Genomic DNA, 20874 nt, shown 5'->3' with positions numbered 1-20874 from the left:
AGCCTGGGCTGAGGCCTGAAATGTGCTCAGCTTTGCATATCAAATGTGCTCGAATTCGTGCAAAATCAAGCATGTCAGTCCATCGAATTTCGACATGCCCAACTTTAATGCACAGCTTGCAATTGCCAAAGCCCGTCAACGTGGGGCCATGACAATACTCACTATTTTCATCATGTTGATGGCGGTGGGAGCGTTCGGCGTGCTCGGCCTTGGCCAAATCGTTTGGGAACGCGAGGAAGTGCAGCGCATTGCCGACCTGGCTGCAAAGGCCGCCGCCAGCGACATCGACAACGCCAGCAATGGCTTTCAAGCTGCGCGAGATTACGCGCAACGAAATGGCCTTGATCTTGACACGGATTCAATCGAAATCAACTGCAATGTTCAGGGCACCGACACCCTGTTGCCGGCTCAGTCTTGCCAACAGTCTGCGCTGGTGCGTGTCACCCGCGAAGTGCCTGCCGCATTCCTGGGAAGCGAACCTGTGGTCGCCGTTGCCGAAGCCACTGTGTTGCCCTTCATTTCCGGCATTGTAGGTACCAATTTGCTGGCGCTGAATTTGAATAATTCCGGTTTGTCTCCTCTTCTAAGTGCGGTTGGAACTGAACTTCGTCTGAACTTATTGGGCTTCGAGGGTTTGCTGGGTTCGAATGCCCAGGTCGATCTGCTTGAGCTGGGTGTTGAGCTTGGCGTGTTTGGTGCCGGAGAGCAATTGGACATGGCGAGATTGTTAAATACCGAGGTGTCTGCCGCGCAATTACTCAACGCTGCGCTTGATATTGTCGGGCCCGACGCCCCAATAGTCACAATTCCTGGAAACGGACCTATCGATACAGTTGATTTCTTACTCAGCGATATCCTCGCCACAGACACCAATGGCAACTCGCAGTTTGCAGGTGCTTCTGTGCGATTGGGGAATTTGGCTTTTGCTTCAAGTTTTGCTGCGGCAACTGGGATCGGTGGGAATGGGATTCGGTTGAATCTGGGTAACACATTGAATGTGTCCGTGTTAAGCCCTCCACAATTGTTTGTCGCTACAAAACGCAATTCCGATGGGGCTGTCATTGCAACAGCCCGAACCGAACAAGTGGCAGTGTCAACACGCATTAGTGGTTTGTTGGAATTGAATGTGGAAGTGGGGGGTGGGTCGGTTGAGATTAAAGACATCGATTGCAGGTTGCCTCAATCTGACTCAGCGGTGCTGGTAGACCTCGAATCAACGCCGCTCTCAGCAGCATTGCGCCTTCCTTCCTTGCCACTGTTGGGCAGGCCCACCGTGAATGCAAACGTTGGCAGCGGTTCGGCCAACGATGTCTCAATGGCTGGATTTCCCGACCCTGTGGTTACTACGTCTTACAGTTTTGAAGCCAGCCAGGGTGTTGGTAATTTATTGACCAATCTGAACTCTGAGATTGGTTTGTTGGGTGGCGTTTTAAATGTACTTGCGACCAACCCAGCACTTCGAAATGCGCTTGGATTGTTGGGCGGCTCTCTGGATGAAATTTTAGGGGCGTTGGGACTGGAAGCAAATGAAGTTGTGGTTCAAGTCGACAACATGGACTGTTTTAACACCGCGGTTTTAACCCGGTAATCAGTTAAACTTTCTTCACTTCAAACAACAACAGAGACAGAACATGGGTGAACAACGTATTTGGTACGGCATGCAGGCAGGTTTGGTTTTTTTCTGGCTGGCAGTGCCTTTGGTGGGTTTGCTGGGCTATCACATTCCTGCACTGACCATTCTCGCAGGCATCATTTTGTTGGCGCACGTGCTGGAAATTCCGTTGGCGATCAATCGCCTCAGGAGCAAGAACGTGCCAACAGGCAAAGTCGTGTTGAAAACACTGGTGTTTGGGTTTACATGGTGGCTGCCTTTAAGCAAAGGCTACACGAAGGAATAAAAAAAGCCCGCAGTCGCGGGCTTTTACTTTTCTTTCAATCGAATAATTTTCAGGCCTTCAGGCAGTTTTATTTCTTTTCCAGCGGGTGTCCAAAGGTAGCCAACACGATCAGGTTGCAGCCTTAAAGTTTCGAACAATTCTTTTTCATCACTGATTTCGGCGGGTGGTGTGCCTTGGCCAGAGTAGCGGCGCACATGCCAATATCCCGTGTAACCCGATTCATCGAGTTTCAAAATTTGAGCCAAGAATTTGGTTCTGTGAATGCTGCCAGGCGGCGCATTCAGGGGTTTTAGGGGAATCCCTTTGATGGTCGTCAAGCGACCTTTGTACAAACTATTCACTTCCCTCGCATCAAGTTCGTCAATCGGGTTTTGGGCTGCTGTGACCAAAATGACATCCGAAGACGCGGCTCGTCCACTGACACCCAGCAACAGCAAAGTGCTGAAAAGCAGGGCGGATTTGAACAAGGTGCGGGCAATCATTCCCACACCCAGTTGTAAGACACACTCAGAAAATTGAATGTGGTGTTGGGAACTGGATTGTCGGAAAGCTGCAGGCGGTTACTTTTCTCGACAACATGGTGCAATTCGACTTTGATTGAGTCAGACCGGCTTAAGTTGTACTTGCCGCCAATCGCGAAAGAATACTGATCATCAAATTGCGAAATAAAACGTCCATAGCTGCCATACACCGCGTGTTGCTCAAACACTTTTCTAATTAGAAGCAGGTTCGCACCGTGTTCCTCAAATTTGGGATCTTCAACAGTTCGCCGCATAGGGCCGACAGGCGGGGGGAATCCCACAACACCGCTGGCCGCTGTCATCAGTTCAGTTTGGGTGATCTCCCCGCGCAGTGTGTACAGTGGCCATCGGTATTCGGCGCCCAAGTTGGTCAGGCGCCCGGTACCACCGGCAACGCCTTCGGTAACCGGAATTCCCCGAAACTGGGTAATTTCCCTGCTGAAACGCACATCATGGTGCGCCAGGTGAAGCCTGTAGTTACTGCCTTCAACGCCCAGCACCAAGCCGGCTATGTCGAATGAATTTTCTGGAAAATCATTTTGAAAACCGCGCAGCCGTTGAACAATGTCTTGCTTGCCCGCAATCGCCTGCACGCCCCAGTACCGCCCCGCTGCATCTTCAAAATTGTAGTTGGCTGAAAAGCCGTCGGCAGCCAGCACCCCGGCGTTGTAGTACACCTCCGGGTTCAGGTTGGCAGGGATGTACGTATGCCCAACATCAAGGTTCTCGGAGTCAAGGTACAGATTCAGGCGCTGGCGCCCCAGCTTGAAGTGCCAGTTGTCATTCGGCTTGTATTTGATGAAGGCCCAGCGGTTGTCCAGATCCACGCCTTCGTCGCGCCGCTGTTTTGGGGCAATCACATATTGAACAGTGGCGCTGAACTCGTCGTTCAGTTGAACATCAAGCTGCCCGCCAATAATTGAGTTGACCTTGAACGTGCCATCCTCGTTGATGAAGCGAAGGTAATTTTGTTCGTTGGCACCTTGGGTGTATTGAATTGTGCCAAAGCCGCTGAGTGAGTAGTCGACAGCGTGAGAATGTCCGCAAACGAGCGCCACGGCCGCCGAAAGCAGCATGCGCATCAAATTTCGGGATTTAAGTTGAAGTGAAGTAGACAGCAAACCAAGGGTGTTTTTGTTCTAATGCACCCATTATTACAGGTGAGTGCAATTTTGCAAAACAAAACAAAATTTTCGTCGGGGGATGCAGATTTGAAGTTACAGCCTGAAGCAGACGGGTAACGCAATTTGGAGGGGTGGTGGCCGAGGACAGAATCGAACTGCCGACACAAGGATTTTCAATCCTCTGCTCTACCGACTGAGCTACTCGGCCACGCGTTTTCAGTGGTCTTCACCACCGAAGCCCGCAAGTTTATCCGAAACTTTCGCGTTGCGCAAACAAGAAATGCAAAATCGCGGTAGCATGATCAATATTCCAGAATGTCCTTGCTGAAAAGCCATCGAGAAGACCAATGAGCAATACATCGATTTCGTCAAACCCAAATGAGTCAGCACACGATGTGGCCGTCATAGGTTGTGGCGTGGTTGGCTTGGTGGCGGCTTTGGTGCTGGCCAGCTCGGGGTTCAAAGTGTTGGTGGTGGGCGCGCGCCCACCGCAGTTTCAGCCCGATGCCAGTCAGCGCTTCGACCCCCGGGTGTTTGCCCTTTCACATCGCAGCCAACGCGTGCTTGACCGTCTTCGTGTGTGGGACAACATTCCCAGCGAAAAGGTGCAAGCAGTTTCCGAAATGCAAGTGTGGGGCGATTCGGTTGGAGATGCGCAAGGGTATTTGCGTTTCAACGCCAGCGACACCGGTGTCGATTATTTAACCTGGATTATTGAGCAAAGTTGTTTGTTCGATGTGTTGTTTGCTGCCATGCGCTACCAGCCCGGAATTGACTGGCTTGATGCCCGTGTGGAAGGCCTTTCGCGCGAGAAAGAAGGTTGGGCCGTGGTCACCAACCTGAAAACGGTTCGTGTGCCTTTGTTGATTGCTGCAGACGGTGCACAAAGCCAAACCCGAAAGCAGGCAGGGCTTGACTTCTCAATCGACGATTACAGTGCGGAAGGCGTGGTGACTACCTTCGCGATTGAAAAGCCGCACCACGGTACTGCGCGGCAGTGGTTCAGTGGCGATTCGATTTTGGCCATGCTGCCCCTGCCGGGACCACATGTGTCCATGGTGTGGTCCATGCCCTTGTCGCAGTCGCAGGCGTTGATGCAAGCCAACCCTGTAGAAATGGTTGAGAAGGTCAAGGCCTTTTCCGGTGCTGCCGTGCACAGTTTTTATGGCGACCTCGTTCCCGTGGGCAAAACCTATGCATTTACCTTGAAGCACGGTGTGGCGCCAGTGTGGTTCGACAATGGTGTCGTGTTGATGGGCGATGCCGCGCATGTTATCCATCCGTTGGCCGGTCAGGGCTTAAACCTTGGTCTGGAAGATGCAGCGGAATTGGCCAATCTGTTAACCTCGCGCAAGCGACTGTTGGCCGTGCAGCGCCTGGGCCTGGCCGACGAGCAGTTGTGGCAAGCCTGGGAGCGACGTCGCAAAGCGGCCTGTACTCCTGTGCATTTTTTGACGGATGGTTTGCACACCTTGTTCCGACTGGATTTGCCCGGCGCAGCTTGGGCGCGAAACAAAGGCATGCGACTTGTCAACCAATTGCCCATGTTAAAGCGTTGGTTGTCCCAACAAGCCATGCGCTAATTAAACCGCGTACGCTGAAGCAATGAACAAATTGCTTTCGCATGTGTCTTAACTAAAATTCAATCCTTTTAATTCAAGCAGGCTTATGAAATTCAATTTATCCACGTTCATGCCCAAGCGCGCAGCCGCTGCATTGTTGTCTCTGGCCGTGTTGTCTTTTGGTGCTTACGCGGCTGCCAGTAAAACCGAGGTGGAGCGAATCACCGCTGCAGTCAACGAGTCGTTGGGGGCGTCTGGTGTAAAAGTAATGTCGGTCACCGACATTCCCTTCGTGTCGGGCCTGTTTGAAGTGGTTGTCAATCACAACGGTACAAAAAAAATTATTTACACCAACGCAAGTGGTAGCCATCTGATTCTTGGCGAGTTGCTGGAAAGCAAATCCATGGTGAATATCACCGAGGCCCGTCTAGACAAACTCAATGCGATCAATTTTGAGAAAGACCTGCCATTGGGATTGGCGTTGAAGTCGGTCTATGGCACTGGCAGCCGGAAAATCGCTGTATTTGAAGATCCAAATTGTGGTTACTGCAAACGTTTCCGCAAAGAAACCCTGGTCAAGTTGCAAGACACCACTGTGTACACCTATGTATACCCTGTGCTCGGCAAAGACTCAGTCGACAAAGCCCAAAAGGTGATGTGCGCCACTGACAAGGCAAAAATGTGGGACGACTGGATGTTGAAAGACCAATCGCCAACAGGCACTGGCAATTGCAACCCACCCATCGACGCCTTGGTTAATCTTGGCCGCAGCATGGGTGTAGCGGGTACGCCCACCGTGTTTTTCCAAGACGGAACACGCGTTAGCGGCGCAGTGGCTGCTTCTGATTTGAACCGCCGAATCGCTGCGGCGGCTCGTTCCAATTAAATTATTGGCTCGTTGGGCTTCAGCTTCCGCTCTCGGGCAGGGGCGCGCCCTTGGGCCAAATCAACCACATCTTTAGCGGTTGGCGGGTCAGGCCGGCCGCTTCGCCTGCGGCTTCGCCCGTACCCCAAAAGTAGTCTGCACGTACCCGGCCGCGAATCGCACCGCCGGTGTCTTGTGCCAATACCCCATGTGCAATTGCAGAATTGTTCACCGGGTTGCTTGATTCAATCCACATCGGGCTACCGTATGGAATCTTTTCCCGGTCAATGGCCAGGCTGATCCCACCTGTCAAGGGCACACCCATGGCACCCACAGGCCCTTCTTGCGGGCGCAATACTTTGTTTTCTTTAAAAAACACCACGCTTGGGTTTGCGTTCAACAAATCATCCAGCTTGCCCGGATTTGCTTTGGCCCAATTGCGTATTCCAGGTATGGTGGTTTGCGCAGCCGTTAATTCGCCACGGTCAACCAACACTTTGCCAATTGATTTGTAAGGGTGGCCATTTTGCTCTGCGTAACTCAAGCGAATTACAGTGCCATCTTGAAGAGTGACTCGCCCCGAGCCTTGAACCTGCAGCAAAAAGGCGTCCAGTTTGTCGTTCACCCAAACAATCGGCTTTTCACGGTCGGGCCCAAGGCGCTCCCACTCAGCCCGGTCAAAAAAAGGCACCAGCGTATCGCCTTGCAGGCGACCACGCAGTCGCTTTCCTTTCAGTTCTGGGTAAATCGTATCGAGCTTCACCGTGATCAAGTCGTCCGGTACACCATACAGCGGATTGCTGTAAGGGCCCTGTGCGGTGCGCGATCCCTTCAACATGGGCTCGAAATAGCCAGTCAACAAGCCTTCCTTTTTGCCGTCTTCCTGCTGAAGCTGCCACACATCAAAGTTGGCTTCCATCCAGATTTGCGCGGGCAACAAGGCATTGCCAGTCATGTTCTGGCGGGCTTTTCGGCATGCATCCAACAAGCCGCTGGGGGTCGCCTTGCGTTTGGCCAGTGCATTTCCGTTGGCCGAACACTGCTCAGCAAATGCCTCCAGAAATACCTTGTGGTCGGTGGTTCCCCAGCCTGGCAATTTCGAAAAGTCTGACTTAACAAACAAAGGAAGTACGGGTTTTTCGTCTTTTTTGTCGACTGTTGCGGGTTTTTCAACAGCAGGGCATGAACAATCGACGGGTTTTGCGGTCGGAGTAGAAGCGCATCCAGATAAAATAAGGCCAGCCAGCACAGTGCTGGGCCAGAAACAGCGGAGTGGATTAAACATGTGGTTACTCATTGCGGAAATGGTTTTGGCTTTAAGCCTGATCATATTTATCATGTGGTGGACTTTGCGGGCGCGGGTCGATCATCCTGTGAAGAAAACAGACGATGAAGCGGCCGTAGAAAAAACGGAAACCAAGGACGATTCAACCAGAAGTTAATGCAACACGCGTGGCATAGACAGTAGAAACTCAGGCACAGGCACATCAAACTGCTCGCCACCATCGCCCACAAAAGTATAAATACCTTTCATGGTGCCCACCGGCGTAGGCAATGGGCAACCGCTGGTGTACTCAAAACGTTCACCGGGCCTAAGGGTGGGCTGTTCACCCACCACGCCATCGCCCTTCACTTCTTGCACGATATTGTGTGCATCGGTGATGAACCAGTGCCGGCTTAGCAGCTGAGCCGCACGCTCCCCCACATTTTCAATTTCAATGGTGTAGGCAAACACGTAAGGGCCTTTTTCCTTGTCGCTTTGTTCGTCCAGAAATTGGGTGCTTACTTTAACTTCAAACTGATACGGCGAAGGGCTGCTCATGCTGCATGACTTGTAAGTGTGGTTCTAGCGATCAAGTATGACTTCAAACCCCTGATTTCACAAATCCGAAGCCGCTTTCAGGAACATCTGCACAAGCCAACTTCGTTTAAACTCTGGGGTTGACTCTGAATTCTTCATTGAAGGCTTGCCATGAACCCGTTCTTAATTGCCCCCAGTATTCTTTCTGCCGATTTTGCCCGCTTGGGCGAGGAAGTGAAGAACGTCATTGCGGCGGGCGCAGATTGGGTGCATTTCGATGTGATGGACAACCATTACGTGCCCAATCTGACCATTGGTCCGCTGGTGTGCGAGGCTTTGCGGCCACACACCGACGCGGTGATTGACGTGCATTTGATGGTGCGCCCAGTCGATCGGATTATTCCCGATTTCGCCAAAGCAGGAGCCAATGTGATTAGCGTGCACCCCGAGGGCACCGATCACTTGGACCGTACTTTGGGCCTGATCCGCGATTCAGGTTGCCAGGCTGGCATTGTGCTGAACCCGGCCACGCCAATTTCATGGATCGACAATGTGATGGACAAGCTCGACCTAATTCTCGTGATGTCTGTCAACCCAGGTTTTGGTGGGCAAAGTTTCATTCCCCAAGCTTTGGTGAAGCTTGCCGATCTGCGCAAGCGAATTGATGCCCACGTGGCCAATGGTGGCCAGAATATTCGCCTGGAAGTGGATGGTGGTGTGAAGCCCGACAACATTGCGCAAATTGCACGGGCCGGTGCCGATACATTTGTTGCGGGTTCTGCAATTTTCGGCAAACCCGATTACAAAGCCGTGATCGACCAAATGCGTGCTGAGCTGGCAACCACCCGATAAGCGAGACCAAGCATCATGACCAAGCAAGCAGTATTGTTCGACCTTGATGGCACTTTGTTGCACACAGTGCCCGATTTGGCCGCTGCGGTGAATGCCATGCTGGTTGATTTGGGCAAACCGGTGTTGCCTGAGGAAACCGTGGCCGTGTATGTGGGCAAGGGCGCTGAAAATTTGGTGAATCGCAGCCTGACAGGCAGCATGACGGAAAAAGCATCGCCTGAACTGTATGCGCAGGCCATGGCCAACTGGCAAAACCATTACACCCACATCAACGGCAATCACTCGGTTTTTTATCCGGGTGTGAAAGAGGGGCTGGAACTGCTTAAAAATGCAGGTTACAAACTGGCCGTGGTCACCAACAAGCCTGAACGTTTCACCAGGCCCCTGCTTGAACGCACAGGCATTGCCCATTATTTTGAAGTCATGGTGGGTGGCGACACCTGCCCTGTGAAAAAACCCGATCCCATGCCTGTGACCCACGCCTGTAAGCTTCTGGGGGTTGATCCTTCACAGGCCTTGATGATCGGCGATTCGGTGAACGATGCCTTGGCGGCCAACGCCGCAGGCGTGGAATGTTGGCTTTTGCCCTATGGTTACAACGAAGGGCGATCCGTTCACGACACGCCATGTGATGGCATTGTGAACACGATCGAAGAAGCGGCACAACGCCTTTTGGGCACACGGGTTACACCATGATTTCACAACTTGAATTTGACCAATTCGCGGCGCAGGGCTTTAACCGTATTCCCTTGATTGCACGTTGCTATGCCGATCTTGATACGCCCTTGTCGGTGTACTTCAAGCTGGCCAACAAACCGAACACATTTCTGTTGGAATCGGTGGTAGGCGGAGAACGCTCGGGCCGCTACTCCTTCGTAGGCTTGCCCTCCAGCATCACCATCAAAGTGGTAGAGCATTCCGTGGTGGTCCAACAGCAGCAGGCTGATGGCACGCTTGAAACACTGGAAACCTTCAACGGCGACCCGCTGCAGTTCATCGAGCAATACCATGCGCGTTTCAAGGTGCCGCCGGTGCAAGGCGCTCCCCGTTTTTTCGGTGGATTGGCTGGTTATTTTGGTTATGACACTGTGCGGTACATGGAACCCCGCTTGGAAGCCAGCCGCAAGGCCGACGACCTTGGAATTCCCGATATTCTGCTGATGTTCACCGACCGCATGGCGGTGGTTGACAACATTCAAGGCACCATTCAGCTAATCGTGTTTGTCGACCCCGCACAAGCCGATGCCTACGAAAACGGCGTGGCTGAAGTCAAGCGGCTTATGGCTCAACTTCGCCAGCCCATCGCAATTCCCGTTTCAGGCAGCAGTGAAAGCACAACGGTCGAACGCAGCATGAGCAAAGAGTATTTCTTCGACATGGTGGCCAAATCGAAAGAATACATTGCTGCTGGCGATGTGATGCAGGTGGTGCTGGGCCAGCGGCTCAGCAAACGCTTTACGCAAGACGCACTCATGCTTTATCGTGCACTGCGTTCCTTGAATCCTTCCCCTTATTTGTTCTATTACAACTTCGGCAGCTTTCAAGTGGTGGGTTCTTCACCGGAAATTCTGGTGCGGCAAGACCAAATCGAGGGCAAAGACCCTTTGGTCACCTTGCGCCCAATCGCAGGCACGCGCCCACGCGGCAAAACCCAGCAAGAAGACGTCGCTTTGGCCGAAGAATTGTTGGCGGACCCCAAGGAAATTGCCGAACATGTCATGTTGATTGACTTGGCCCGCAACGACGTGGGTCGCATTGCGCAGGTGGGTTCGGTGCAGGTCACCGAGAAAATGATCATCGAACGGTATTCCCATGTCATGCATATTGTCAGCAATGTGCAGGGCGATTTGAAACCGGGCATGGGCGCTATGGATGTGCTTCGCGCCACTTTCCCTGCGGGAACGCTTTCCGGTGCACCCAAAGTTCGCGCCATGGAAATTATTGACGAGCTTGAGCCCACCAAGCGCGGCGTATACGGCGGTGCCTGTGGCTACCTTAGTTTTACCGGCACCATGGACGTGGCCATCGCAATTCGCACAGGCGTGGTCAAAGATCAAACCCTGTATGTACAGGCCGGTGCTGGCGTTGTGGCCGATTCTGTGGCTGAAAGCGAATGGCTTGAAACTGAAAACAAGGCTCGCGCTGTGATGCGCGCTGCAGAACTGGTTCAGGCTGGGCTGGACGGCGAGCTTTCTTAACGCTGCTTTTCCTGACCGGACCTTTCCCCCAGCCGGGTAGCTATCATCTGGCTCACTTCTTTTTACGCTCTACCTTGGACGAAAAGCATGGGGTGGGGTGAAAATGAGAATGCTCGTGGTGGGAAACGATGCTGAAATTCAAGACAAATGGTGTGCGGCAGTTCAGCCCCACTGGCCCGGTGGCATCATTGAGCGGGTAGAAAACAATGAACAGGCTCTGGAACGTTTGACCAGCCCTTATTTTTTCCCTTTGATGGTGTGTCGTGCAGACCGACAGACAATTCTGGCTGCGCGTGAAAATGGGGTTCAACGGTTTGTGATTTTGCCTTGCGATGCCACACAGGTCATTGACGAAATCAATAACCATTTTTCAGGTGTCTCCAACGTTAAAGGGCGGGAAGCCCAAGTGCAGCTCCAAGTCATGCACCACACATTGAACAGTTTGTGTCATGGCCCTGTTACCCACCGGCAGTTGCAATGGTTAAAGCAGCGTTGTACTGGCGAGCACATGGCACTGGCGTGCGCTGCGATTGATCAGATTGTGCGTTACATGGATCAACCCAGCCATAAAATGACCGAAATCAAGAATGCCTTGCTCGACTTGTCCAAGCAGGTTCAATGCGGCGTAGACGGTGCACTGGCTCCGCAATACGCCTAATTCTCGCCCTTGCATGGATTGGCTGTGGTTCGACAAGATCGGCAAGTGGGCATGTGCTAAAATTTCAACCACTTAAGCGCATTCACCCACTTTCCGTTCGCAGGCCCGCCAATGCTGTTGATGATCGACAATTACGACAGTTTTACCTTCAATCTCGTACAGTATTTCGGCGAGCTGGGGCAGCAGGTTCACGTGGTCCGTAATGACGCAATCTCGGTCAGCGAAGCCATGGCCTTAAACCCCAGTGCGGTGTGCGTGTCGCCAGGCCCTTGTTCGCCGGCGCAAGCTGGCATATCCATTGAAATCATTCAGCGCATGGCCGGTGTTGTGCCGGTGCTGGGCGTATGCCTTGGGCACCAGGCCATTGGCGAAGCATTTGGTGGCAAAGTAGTGCGTGCCAAAACAATCATGCATGGCAAAACCTCGCCGGTGCACCATCAAAACCTGGGTGTGTTCGCTGGGCTTCCTAATCCGTTGACCTGCATTCGCTACCATTCCCTGGCCATTGAACGGCAAAGCCTGCCAAGCTGCCTTGAAATTACTGCTGAAACTGCCGATGGCGAAATCATGGGCGTTCGCCACAAAACACTGGATGTGGAAGGCGTTCAGTTTCACCCTGAATCCATATTGAGCGATCGTGGGCACGACCTGCTGAAGAACTTCCTGAAGCGGGTCAAGTCACCTGCAGTTGCCTGAAAAAACTCACATCAAAATCAAAAAACATCATGTCTCTGCCTTTTAATTACCCAGCCACATTGAACCAGCTGCTTGCCGGGCAAAATCTGTCGCATGAACTGACCCGCGAGGCGTTTCAACAGTTGCTAAGTGGTGGTTTAAGCACGGCGCAAATTGCGGCTTTGCTGGTGGGGCTGCGCTTAAAAGGCGAAACCGCTGAAGAAGTGGCCGCCGCCGCTCAGGTGATGCGAGACCTCGTCACCCCCGTGGATTTACCAGCAGGCACCGAGGTAGTCGACCTGTGTGGTACCGGTGGCGACGGCGCACAAACATTCAACATTTCCACCGCATGCATGTTCGTATTGGCCGCAGCGGGTGCCAAGGTGGGCAAGCATGGTGGCCGCAGTGTGTCGTCCAATTCGGGCAGTGCCGATGTACTCGAATTGATGGGTGTGAACATCAACTTGAAGCCCGATCAAGTGGCCGAATCAATCAAGCAGGTGGGCATTGGCTTCATGTTCGCGCCAAACCATCACAGCGCCATGCGTTTTGCAGGGCCAGTCCGCAAAGAACTGGGTGTGCGCACAGTGTTCAACATTTTGGGTCCACTTACCAACCCAGCCAATGCCAAACGGCAGGTGATGGGTGTTTACAGCCCAAATTTACTCGAGCTTCAGGCCGAAGTGCTGAAGCGTTTGGGGTCGGTGCAGGCACTGATTGTTCATGGTGAAAACGGCATGGACGAACTGTGTATTGAATGCGATTCCAAGATTGCCGAGTTGCGTGACGGAGAAATCAAGCACTACAGCATCAAGCCAGAAGATTTCGGTTTCACGCGCGCCTCACACAGCAGCCTGCATGCAGGTTCAGTGGAAGAATCTCGCGACAAAATTTTCCATGCTTTAAACGGCAAAGGTGGCGCAGTGGGCGACATCGTGTTGCTGAATAGCGCAGCGGGTTTGTACACCGCAGGTTTGGTCAGCAGCTTGAAAGAGGGCATTGATCTGGCCAAATCAACAGTGGCCAGTGGCGCTGCCATTCGCAAACTCAATGAATTCGTCGACTTCACCAAGTCGATTGATCAATAAGGCAGGCGCACCATGAGCGACATTCTCGACAAAATACTCGCCACCAAGCGTGAAGAAATTGCACAGGGCAAGCAGGTGTTGACTGAAGTTCAGTGGTTGGCCAAAGCGGCCCAGCTGGAATCTCCCCGCGGTTTTGCCTTGGCCATGAAAACCGCTGTGGCCAAAGGCCTGCCCGCAATCATTGCGGAAGTTAAGCGCGCCAGCCCCAGCAAAGGTATTTTGCGCGAGCCTTTCGACCCAGTCGAAATTGCAAAAAGCTACGCCGAGCATGGTGCTACGTGTTTGTCGGTACTCACTGACATTCAATATTTCAAAGGCGCGCCGCAGTATCTCGACATGGCACGCGAAGCCAGTGGTTTGCCCTGTATTCGCAAAGATTTCATCATCGATACCTATCAAGTCGTTCAAGCTCGTGGTTTGGGTGCCGACGCCATTTTGCTGATCGTCTCGGCCTTGCAACTTCCACAATTGCTCGAACTCGAGCAGTGCGCCAATGAGTTGGGCATGGACGTGTTGGTGGAGGTGCATGACGCTGCTGAAATGGACGTGGCCCTGCAATTGAAAACCCCGCTCATCGGTGTGAACAACCGCAATCTGCGCACATTTGAAACATCACTGCAAACCACGCTCGATTTGAAAAACCGCATAGGAACAGATCGCCTGTTGATCACTGAAAGCGGAATCGCAACGCGTGAAGATGTTGCCCTAATGCGTTCGAATGATGTACACGCCTTTTTGGTGGGCGAAGCCTTTATGCGTGCCCCGTCACCAGGGCAGGCATTGGCTGATTTGTTTTACTGAGGTTGTGTTGTACTCAGGTGATTACTGACATACCCATGGTGCATGCAGAGTTGCACCTTCAGTGTGTTCCAGTTTTTTGATCTGCCACTCATTGGAATTCGGCTCACCAGCAGTCAAATTCAAATTCATTAATCGTTCCGCGCGAAAGCCAATCGCAGTCAAGGTGGTGCCTGGCTGTGTCGAGGCAAGCAAGCGTTTGTAGTTTGCCTCGGTCAACTTTTTTTCACCCAAGGCCACGAGTATGTCACCTGCAGAAATACCAGCGTGGTGGGCAGGGCTGCCATTGATTACCTGTTTCACCAGCATGCCTTCTGGCTTGAACTGCCCGTGCAAACCAAAATTAACTGCCTCGCTGTTCGGGGCCATGCTAATACCAAAACCGTAGGTCTTCAATGCGTCAGCAAGTGGCAACTCATCTGTACCCTGAGTCCATTGCTCAATTTCATTTTTCAGGTCCACGCCCGTTGCATCCAATACAATTTGCGCAAACTCGTCTTCCTGCAATCCTAGTCCAGTTTCGCCCTGAAGTTGCCACATCCGCTGCCACATCCGGCGCATCACGTCATCCAGACTTTTTTCGCCACGCGTGTGTTGTCGAATTGAGGAATCTATGCACAAGGCGACCAAAGCGCCTTTGGTGTAATAACTCACAATTGCGTTCGGTGCGTTTTCATCTTGCCGGTAATATTTCGTCCATGCATCGAAGGAACTGTCCGCAACGCTTTGGTTCAAGCGCCCAGGCCCTTTCATCACTTGTGACACCGTTTTTCCCAAGCTTTTCAGGTAAGCGGTCTCATCCAGTTTGCCTACACGAGCCAAAATCACATCGTCGTAATACGAGGTAAAACCTTCAAAAACCCACAGCAATCGCGTGTAATTTTCCTGCGTCAAATCGTAGGGTACAAACGCCGCAGGCTTCATCCTTTTCACATTCCATGAATGAAAGTATTCATGGCTACACAAACCCAAAAAGCCGTCATATCCCTTGGGAGCTTCGCTTACATTGCGTTGTGGAAGTTCCCCTGATTTAAACAGCAAGGCTGTGCTGTTTCGGTGTTCCAGTCCGCCATAGCCTTCATCAGTGGCATGCAGCATGAACACATAGCGTTCGAAGGGCGCTTGTTTACTTGTCGGTTCAAACAAGGTGATTTGAGCTTCGCACACGGGTTTCAGGTCATCGCAAATTCTTTGCAGGTCCAGGTCTGCATCTGCCCCGTATACAGCAAACACATGCTTCACACCCAGGGCTTCAAAGCTGCTTGTCATCAGCTCGCCCATTTCAGCGGGGTGGTCAATCAGGCTGTCGTAGTTGGGCGCTGTCAGTTTTACAACGCCACCGGCCTTCAGCAGTGGGCAGCCGTGTATGTCTTTCAAAGAACCAGCTTGGCTCGGTAATCCACAAGCCACTGTCCAGTCTTTCAAATCTGTACCGGGTCTGGAAATTATTAACTCAACCGATGTGTTCTCGAACCCTTTCGGGCATAAAAACAGGCTGGTGCCGTTGAAAAAGGCATGGTTCTCGTCGAAGTGGGCGCCGCGAACCGACAAATCCCAGGCGTACACGCGCCACTCGCAGTTCAATAAAACGCTCGAGGTCGCTGATTGAATCAAAGCCTTCTCCACTTGAATTCGCCAAGTGTCTTTCAGTACTTTCAAACAGGCTGCGCTCGATCCATTAATTTGGCCGCGCACATGCAGCACATTTCGCGCGAACTCCCGGATCAAATAACTTCCTGGTATCCATGTTGGCAGGGAAAGGTCAATGTAGTAATCGCCCTGCTCATTCTGCAGCGATGCAAGTGGAACCTCCACCTGCAGACGAACATCAAAATAATGGGCTTTGGGGTCTGCCAATTCAACCAGGTAATGCAGCATGGTGTTTTTCAATGTGTGGTGTTGAGCGTTCAAGTTTTCAAATCAAATTTGAATCATCAGATTTTAATAATTACGCGGCCAATGTTGGTGCCCGCCATAATCTTTCCTGCGGCTTCAATCGCATCATCAAGTGTCAGCAGGCGCGAAAGGCTGTGTAATTTTTCCACATCCAGGTCACTGGCCAGCCTGCGCCACGCTTCTTCCCGAACGCTTAGGGGCGCCATCACAGAATCAATGCCTTTTAGGGTAACGCCGCGCAAAATGAAAGGTGCTACTGAAGAGGGCAAGTCCATTCCTTGTGCCAAACCACATGCAGTCACAGTTCCACCGTATTTGGTTTGCGCGCATGCATTGGCCAAAGTGTGAGATCCCACACAATCCACCACACCCGCCCAGCGTTCGCGTTGCAATGGTTTTCCCGGTTCGCTCAGTGCTTTTCGATCCACCACTTCAGCTGCGCCCAAGTTTTTCAGGAAATCGGTTTGATCTGCCTTACCGCTGGTGGCCACCACGGTGTAACCCAGTTTGCTTAGCAAAGCGATTGCCACAGAACCCACACCACCCGTTGCGCCGGTTACCAAAATTTCACCGTGCTCAGGTTTTACGCCATGTGCTTCCAGGCCAAGCACGCAAAGCATGGCCGTGTAGCCAGCCGTGCCAATTCCCATGGCTTGTTCCGCATTCAAGCCAGCGGGCATTTTTATCAGCCAGTCACCTTTCAGTTTGGCTTTTTCTGCCAGGCAACCCCAATGGGTTTCCCCAACGCCAAAGCCATTCAAAATGATTTCATCACCAGGTTTGAAGTTTGGGTGCGCGCTTTCAAGCACAGTGCCTGCGCCATCAATGCCCGCAACCATGGGCCATTGGCGTACTACTGGCGACTTGTTGCAAATCGCTAGGCCATCTTTGTAATTCAGGGTTGAATGGGAAATTTGAACCAGCACGTCACCGGTTTCAGGCAACTGGTTTTCATCGATCTGTTCAATGCTCGCCTTGAACTCGCCCTGCTCATTTTTCTGAAGAAATAATGCCTTGAACATACCGTCTCCGTCTTTGCTTTTTGTTAGTCTTCAAATCAAGACTACACCATTTAAACAAAGCAGGCCGTGATCAACAGGCCAAGGATCGCGCCCGCAGTCAGGTGGTTTCTTAATTTCAAGTAAGAATCAAATGCCTTCATTGGCTTTAACAAGTGTTGGTCCACCAGCCAAACAAAGGCCAACACCCCGCCAAGAATCCACAATGTGTGTTGCGCTGGTGAAAATGCACCAGCCAGCCAAGCCAACAGAGAAGGCGTCACACCCCAGATGAAACTTCGGGTTTCGAACTCAGCCTGGTCCACACCACCCAGAAACCCTGGTTTCGGCGGGCTGCTGCTTAGTGATATAGCTAGTCCCCAATGCACAGCGCCCAGAAACGACACGATGCACAGCGCATACACCATGTTGTATCGGGCAAGTTCAGCAGCCGTGTCTGTACCGCTGTACACGCCTGTAAGCACAGCCAAGCCGAGAAAGGGAATTAGTCCACCATAGCCCAAGGTACTCATCCAATGCGTTTTAAGTGCCTGCGTCATGTTTACTCCAGTAGCTCAGAGCGGTAATTGGTGAACCAAGGCTTCATCGTGTACCGCCTCTTCAAGGCTGCCCGCAATTTGAGTCGCTTCTTTGTAAAAGCGTGAAAAGCTTTGTTGAAAACGAGCAGGGTTGGGAAGTAGTTTTTCCTCAGGTGTCCATTGCAGTGGAAAACAGCGCCACATGGCTGAATAGCCAGGGTTTAACGTGGTTCGCATACTTAGCTGAACATTGCATTGTTTGAATTTGGCCAAGATAGCGGCGTTGTGCGCAAGATGGTCCGTGTTCACAATCCAGATTTGCTCACAGCCCTTTTCTAAAGCGGCCATTACAAAATTCCAACGTAGCTCACTCCACTTGTGCGCCTTGTGAAATGCGCAGTCGATCACTCCCAACCGAAGCAAGCCTTGGGTGGTCGGCTGAAAGCATGTTTTCAAATCCCATGGGTGAACCAATTCGATTTCCCTGAATTGTTTAACCAGTAGGCAGCTCGAATCAACACCAGCAGTGTCACGCAAATCAACGATTTTCCGTCTGGACGATTCTCCAAGGCTTTCTAAGTCAAATCCGTAGGTGCTCGGTTCCGCCACGCCTACTGACGGCGCATTTCGTTCTCGTCCTGTGTCCCGCTTGGCGCGTGCAATGGATTCCAGGTCTTCATAATCAGAGTCGATAACAGTGCCACGGCAGTCCCATTTCGGGGCAAACTTCTTCACATTGTCCGCATTAAAAACGTAGGGCTTGTGACTGAAGGTCCCTGCCACCCATTGCCAGCTCAAGTGGTTCGAGGCCAAGTCGCCATCCAGCAAATGCGCGTACATCCAGTCAGCACCTACTTTCCAGTGCACCTTGCGCATGTGAACCACATACGACGCAATCCACATTCGTACATGGTTGTGCAGGTAACCCGTTTTGTAGAGCAAGGCCACACCGGCATCAATGGCCTCAACACCGGTTCGGCCCTCTTGAATATCGTCTGGCAATTGATGGTTGTAGCGGCCCGACCACACTGGTCTGCGAACGTCAGACAAAATGCCGATGCCCAACTCCCCGTGTGCGTGTTTAAAAAACTCTCGCCAGGCAAACTCGAAAATAAGTTTGTCTTCAAAACTCAGGCGGTGTTTTTTCATCAACACTTGCGTGGCTTCCCGAACGTTGATGTATCCGTGGGTAATCCAGGGCGACAAGCCCGTTACGGCGCCATCGAGGAAATTTCGGCTGCGGCTGTATTGCAGTGGGTCAATTGCAGCCAATACATCCAAGGCGGCTTGCCGGTTGGGTTCGTATTTGATCGTTGTCTCGTACTGCATCATTTGCCTTTTGTCTGGCTTGGGCATGGTGCAAGCCATTGTCTTGTATTTACTTATTTCACCAAAGGGCGAATGTTCCGGAAGCCCCCATCTATGTTCAATACGGCACCTGTCATCCGGTTTGAAGATTCGCTCAATAGCCAGTGCATGCTTTGAGCAACCTCCAAGGGCGTGTTAACGCCATGCAAGGGGTATTGTTTTGCGCTGGCGGCCCGCATCACATCGCTTTTCAGGAAAGCCGATGCAATCGGCGAGTCAGTTAGACCTGGCGCAACCACATTAATGCGAATGTTGTCGCTTGCGTGTGTGGCTGCGGCGGATTTCGCCAATCCTTCGATGCCACCCTTTGCCGCCGCAATCGCCTCATGATTAGGCACACCAATTCCAGTGGCGCAAGTCGATACCAGAACAGCTGAACCGCCTTGCGCGTTGGTTTTAGCCTGTTTCAAGAAAGCCCGCAAACCATACATGGCGGAAATCAGGTTGACCTGCAACACACTGTCTATTTGCGCATCGCTGGTCTTGGTGAGCGGAGCCACTAATATAGATCCTACACAATGGGCATAACCGTCAATTTGTTTGCCTTGCGCGGCTAGCTCATCAAAAGCAGCGTTCACAGATTCCGATTCACAGGCCTGCACTTCTACAATATTTACACCCGCAATGTGGCCGTAAAGCGCCTCCAGCACCGCAGTGTCTCGCCCGGCCGCAATCACTTCTTGCCCGGCACTTACACACAACTGAACCAATTCTTGGGCAATCGCGCTGTTGGCGCCCATTACAAATACACATTTGCTCATCTTGACTACCAGTTTTGTCTAACGTAGCGCTATTTTGTCCTAGACAGAAAATAAAGTCACGTCTTCATTCAAATCACTACCAATTCCCCAATTCATCAAAATTCAGGGGTTAGACTTTCCATACTCATATATGTATTCCTATTAATAAGCCGGAGACCTTCGATGACCTACGAAACCATTCTTGTAGAAACCCACGGCAAAGTTGGCTTGGTTCGACTTAACCGCCCCCAAGTATTGAATGCGCTGAACGATCAGCTCATGACCGAACTTGGCGAAGCGCTTATGGCATTTGATGCCGATGAAAACATTGGCGCCATGGTAATCACTGGAAGCGACAAAGCATTTGCTGCCGGGGCCGACATTGGTGCCATGGCGTCCTTTAGCTATATGGACGTGTACAAAAGCGAATACATCACCCGCAACTGGGAAACCATCCGCAACGTGCGCAAGCCGGTTATTGCCGCCGTGCGTGGTTTTGCATTGGGCGGTGGTTGCGAGCTCGCCATGATGACCGACTTCATTATTTGTGCCGACACAGCCAAATTTGGTCAGCCAGAAATCAAACTCGGCATTATTCCGGGTGCTGGCGGAACGCAACGCATGCCGCGTGCTGTCAGCAAAGCGAAAGCCATGGACCTTTGTTTGACTGGCCGAATGATGGATGCAGCCGAAGCAGAGCGAGCCGGTTTGGTGTCCCGTGTAGTGCCGGCCGAACGTTGTCTTGATGAAGCCATTGAGGCTGCCACCGTAATCGCCGCTTATTCACTTCCATCTGTGATGATGGCCAAGGAAAGCATTAATCGCGCATTTGAAGGGTCTTTGTCGGAAGGCATGCTGTTCGAGCGCCGCATGTTCCACAGCTTGTTTGCTACAGACGATCAAAAAGAAGGCATGGCTGCGTTTGTTGAGAAGCGCAAACCCAGTTTTTCAAACAAGTAAGTGTTGTGATGCCAATAATTCGCGATTCTTTGCTGCTTAATTGGCAATTAATTTTTGCCTGAACCAAACTGGGCACCCGTAAACTGGGTTTCTGGACAAACAAATTCAAATATTTTCAGGGCTCCTTTTGGAGCCTATTTTTTGAGCACAGAGCCAAAAAATCCTTGTGCGTCAGGGGCTTGTTTTCGTCGGCCTGTGGGGTCGTTGGAACAGACTTTTGCGGCGTTGCGGAAAAATACAAATTTCTTCGCAAAAGTGTTTGACAGGTTTTGAATTGATGTGCATAATCTCGTTTCTCTGCTGCACGACAAGCAGGACGAAACGAAGCAAGCA

23 protein-coding genes and 1 tRNA gene are annotated in these 20874 nt (G+C 51.8%); 13 read left to right on the top strand and 11 right to left on the bottom strand.

Features of this window, described 5'->3' with window-relative positions; translation table 11 throughout:
* Positions 1–94 precede the first annotated feature (94 nt).
* Positions 95–1588, top strand: coding sequence for a pilus assembly protein TadG-related protein (locus tag NSP04_RS00120; protein WP_257510303.1), 1494 nt, complete (start codon positions 95–97; stop codon positions 1586–1588).
* A gap of 43 nt (positions 1589–1631) precedes the next feature.
* On the top strand, positions 1632–1898 hold the full coding sequence (locus NSP04_RS00115; RefSeq protein ID WP_257510302.1) for a hypothetical protein: 267 nt from the start codon (positions 1632–1634) through the stop codon (positions 1896–1898).
* Positions 1899–1921: 23 nt separating this feature from the next.
* Here the strand turns inward: NSP04_RS00115 and NSP04_RS00110 are convergent, their stop codons facing one another.
* From NSP04_RS00110 to NSP04_RS00100, 3 genes are all read right to left on the bottom strand, one after another.
* The gene (locus NSP04_RS00110; RefSeq protein ID WP_257510301.1) at positions 1922–2380 is read right to left on the bottom strand and encodes a hypothetical protein; all 459 of its coding nucleotides are present in this window, start codon (positions 2378–2380) and stop codon (positions 1922–1924) included.
* Positions 2377–3501, bottom strand: coding sequence for a hypothetical protein (locus tag NSP04_RS00105; RefSeq protein ID WP_257510300.1), 1125 nt, complete (start codon positions 3499–3501; stop codon positions 2377–2379). The genes NSP04_RS00110 and NSP04_RS00105 overlap by 4 nt, the downstream gene beginning before the upstream one ends.
* A gap of 174 nt (positions 3502–3675) precedes the next feature.
* Positions 3676–3751: transfer RNA gene (locus NSP04_RS00100), tRNA-Phe, on the bottom strand.
* Between the two features lie 139 nt (positions 3752–3890).
* Here NSP04_RS00100 and NSP04_RS00095 point away from each other — a divergent pair.
* Both NSP04_RS00095 and NSP04_RS00090 read left to right on the top strand, forming a co-directional pair.
* Positions 3891–5126 carry an FAD-dependent monooxygenase gene (locus tag NSP04_RS00095; protein WP_257510299.1) on the top strand — a complete coding sequence of 412 codons (1236 nt, stop codon included), beginning with the start codon at positions 3891–3893 and terminating at the stop codon, positions 5124–5126.
* 85 nt (positions 5127–5211) lie between these two features.
* The gene (locus NSP04_RS00090) at positions 5212–5991 is read left to right on the top strand and encodes a DsbC family protein (RefSeq protein ID WP_257510298.1); all 780 of its coding nucleotides are present in this window, start codon (positions 5212–5214) and stop codon (positions 5989–5991) included.
* 19 nt (positions 5992–6010) lie between these two features.
* Here NSP04_RS00090 and mltA read toward each other — a convergent pair whose 3' ends face one another.
* The gene (gene mltA / locus NSP04_RS00085; RefSeq protein WP_257510297.1) at positions 6011–7255 is read right to left on the bottom strand and encodes a murein transglycosylase A; all 1245 of its coding nucleotides are present in this window, start codon (positions 7253–7255) and stop codon (positions 6011–6013) included.
* On the opposite strand from mltA, the gene NSP04_RS00080 reads away from it, so the two are divergent.
* Positions 7254–7412 carry a hypothetical protein gene (locus NSP04_RS00080; RefSeq protein ID WP_257510296.1) on the top strand — a complete coding sequence of 53 codons (159 nt, stop codon included), beginning with the start codon at positions 7254–7256 and terminating at the stop codon, positions 7410–7412. The genes mltA and NSP04_RS00080 overlap by 2 nt on opposite strands.
* Here the strand turns inward: NSP04_RS00080 and apaG are convergent.
* Positions 7409–7792, bottom strand: a complete 384-nt coding sequence (apaG, locus tag NSP04_RS00075) for a Co2+/Mg2+ efflux facilitator ApaG/CorD (RefSeq protein ID WP_257510295.1) — start codon at positions 7790–7792, stop codon at positions 7409–7411. The genes NSP04_RS00080 and apaG overlap by 4 nt on opposite strands.
* 150 nt (positions 7793–7942) lie before the next feature.
* Here apaG and rpe point away from each other — a divergent pair, with 150 nt between their 5' ends.
* The 7 genes from rpe (at position 7943) to trpC (ending at position 14043) form a co-directional block, all read left to right on the top strand.
* Positions 7943–8623 carry a ribulose-phosphate 3-epimerase gene (gene rpe / locus NSP04_RS00070; RefSeq protein ID WP_257510294.1) on the top strand — a complete coding sequence of 227 codons (681 nt, stop codon included), beginning with the start codon at positions 7943–7945 and terminating at the stop codon, positions 8621–8623.
* Between the two features lie 15 nt (positions 8624–8638).
* On the top strand, positions 8639–9319 hold the full coding sequence (locus NSP04_RS00065) for a phosphoglycolate phosphatase (RefSeq protein ID WP_257510293.1): 681 nt from the start codon (positions 8639–8641) through the stop codon (positions 9317–9319).
* A complete protein-coding gene (trpE, locus tag NSP04_RS00060; RefSeq protein WP_257510643.1) occupies positions 9319–10821 on the top strand; it encodes an anthranilate synthase component I in 1503 nt (500 codons plus the stop codon). The genes NSP04_RS00065 and trpE overlap by 1 nt, the downstream gene beginning before the upstream one ends.
* 103 nt (positions 10822–10924) lie before the next feature.
* Positions 10925–11479, top strand: a complete 555-nt coding sequence (locus NSP04_RS00055; protein ID WP_257510292.1) for a hypothetical protein — start codon at positions 10925–10927, stop codon at positions 11477–11479.
* 111 nt (positions 11480–11590) lie between these two features.
* Positions 11591–12175 carry an aminodeoxychorismate/anthranilate synthase component II gene (locus NSP04_RS00050; RefSeq protein WP_257510291.1) on the top strand — a complete coding sequence of 195 codons (585 nt, stop codon included), beginning with the start codon at positions 11591–11593 and terminating at the stop codon, positions 12173–12175.
* 29 nt (positions 12176–12204) lie between these two features.
* Positions 12205–13242 (top strand): anthranilate phosphoribosyltransferase, encoded by a 1038-nt coding sequence (gene trpD / locus NSP04_RS00045; RefSeq protein WP_257510290.1) that lies wholly within the window; start codon positions 12205–12207, stop codon positions 13240–13242.
* 12 nt (positions 13243–13254) lie between these two features.
* Positions 13255–14043: an indole-3-glycerol phosphate synthase TrpC gene (trpC, locus tag NSP04_RS00040; protein WP_257510289.1), complete on the top strand. Its 789-nt coding sequence runs from the start codon at positions 13255–13257 to the stop codon at positions 14041–14043.
* A 21-nt stretch (positions 14044–14064) separates the two neighbouring features.
* On the opposite strand, the gene NSP04_RS00035 is transcribed toward trpC, so the two are convergent.
* Genes NSP04_RS00035 through NSP04_RS00015 form a run of 5 tightly spaced genes read right to left on the bottom strand, consistent with a single transcriptional unit; the run spans position 14065 to position 19602 of the window.
* Complete coding sequence (locus NSP04_RS00035; protein ID WP_257510288.1) at positions 14065–15951, bottom strand: M61 family metallopeptidase; 1887 nt, start codon at positions 15949–15951, stop codon at positions 14065–14067.
* Positions 15952–15974: 23 nt separating this feature from the next.
* On the bottom strand, positions 15975–16958 hold the full coding sequence (gene acuI, locus NSP04_RS00030) for an acrylyl-CoA reductase (NADPH) (protein WP_257510287.1): 984 nt from the start codon (positions 16956–16958) through the stop codon (positions 15975–15977).
* A gap of 50 nt (positions 16959–17008) precedes the next feature.
* Complete coding sequence (locus NSP04_RS00025) at positions 17009–17494, bottom strand: DUF3429 domain-containing protein (RefSeq protein WP_257510286.1); 486 nt, start codon at positions 17492–17494, stop codon at positions 17009–17011.
* A gap of 15 nt (positions 17495–17509) precedes the next feature.
* Entirely contained in the window at positions 17510–18829 is a 1320-nt protein-coding gene (locus NSP04_RS00020; protein ID WP_257510285.1) for an FAD-binding domain-containing protein, read from the bottom strand.
* Positions 18830–18855: 26 nt separating this feature from the next.
* Positions 18856–19602 (bottom strand): SDR family NAD(P)-dependent oxidoreductase, encoded by a 747-nt coding sequence (locus NSP04_RS00015; protein ID WP_257510284.1) that lies wholly within the window; start codon positions 19600–19602, stop codon positions 18856–18858.
* 162 nt (positions 19603–19764) lie between these two features.
* Between NSP04_RS00015 and NSP04_RS00010 the strand changes: the two genes are divergently transcribed.
* Positions 19765–20541, top strand: a complete 777-nt coding sequence (locus NSP04_RS00010; RefSeq protein WP_257510283.1) for an enoyl-CoA hydratase — start codon at positions 19765–19767, stop codon at positions 20539–20541.
* A gap of 115 nt (positions 20542–20656) precedes the next feature.
* Here the strand turns inward: NSP04_RS00010 and NSP04_RS00005 are convergent.
* Positions 20657–20874: hypothetical protein (locus NSP04_RS00005; RefSeq protein WP_257510282.1), on the bottom strand; the 218-nt coding region annotated here is incomplete at its 5' end.

Origin of the sequence: Limnobacter parvus (assembly GCF_024623725.1) — a bacterium.
GTDB lineage: Bacteria > Pseudomonadota > Gammaproteobacteria > Burkholderiales > Burkholderiaceae_B > Limnobacter > Limnobacter parvus.
The sequence above is the reverse complement of the archived record's forward strand: the minus strand, read 5'-3'. Positions and strand labels throughout refer to the sequence as shown.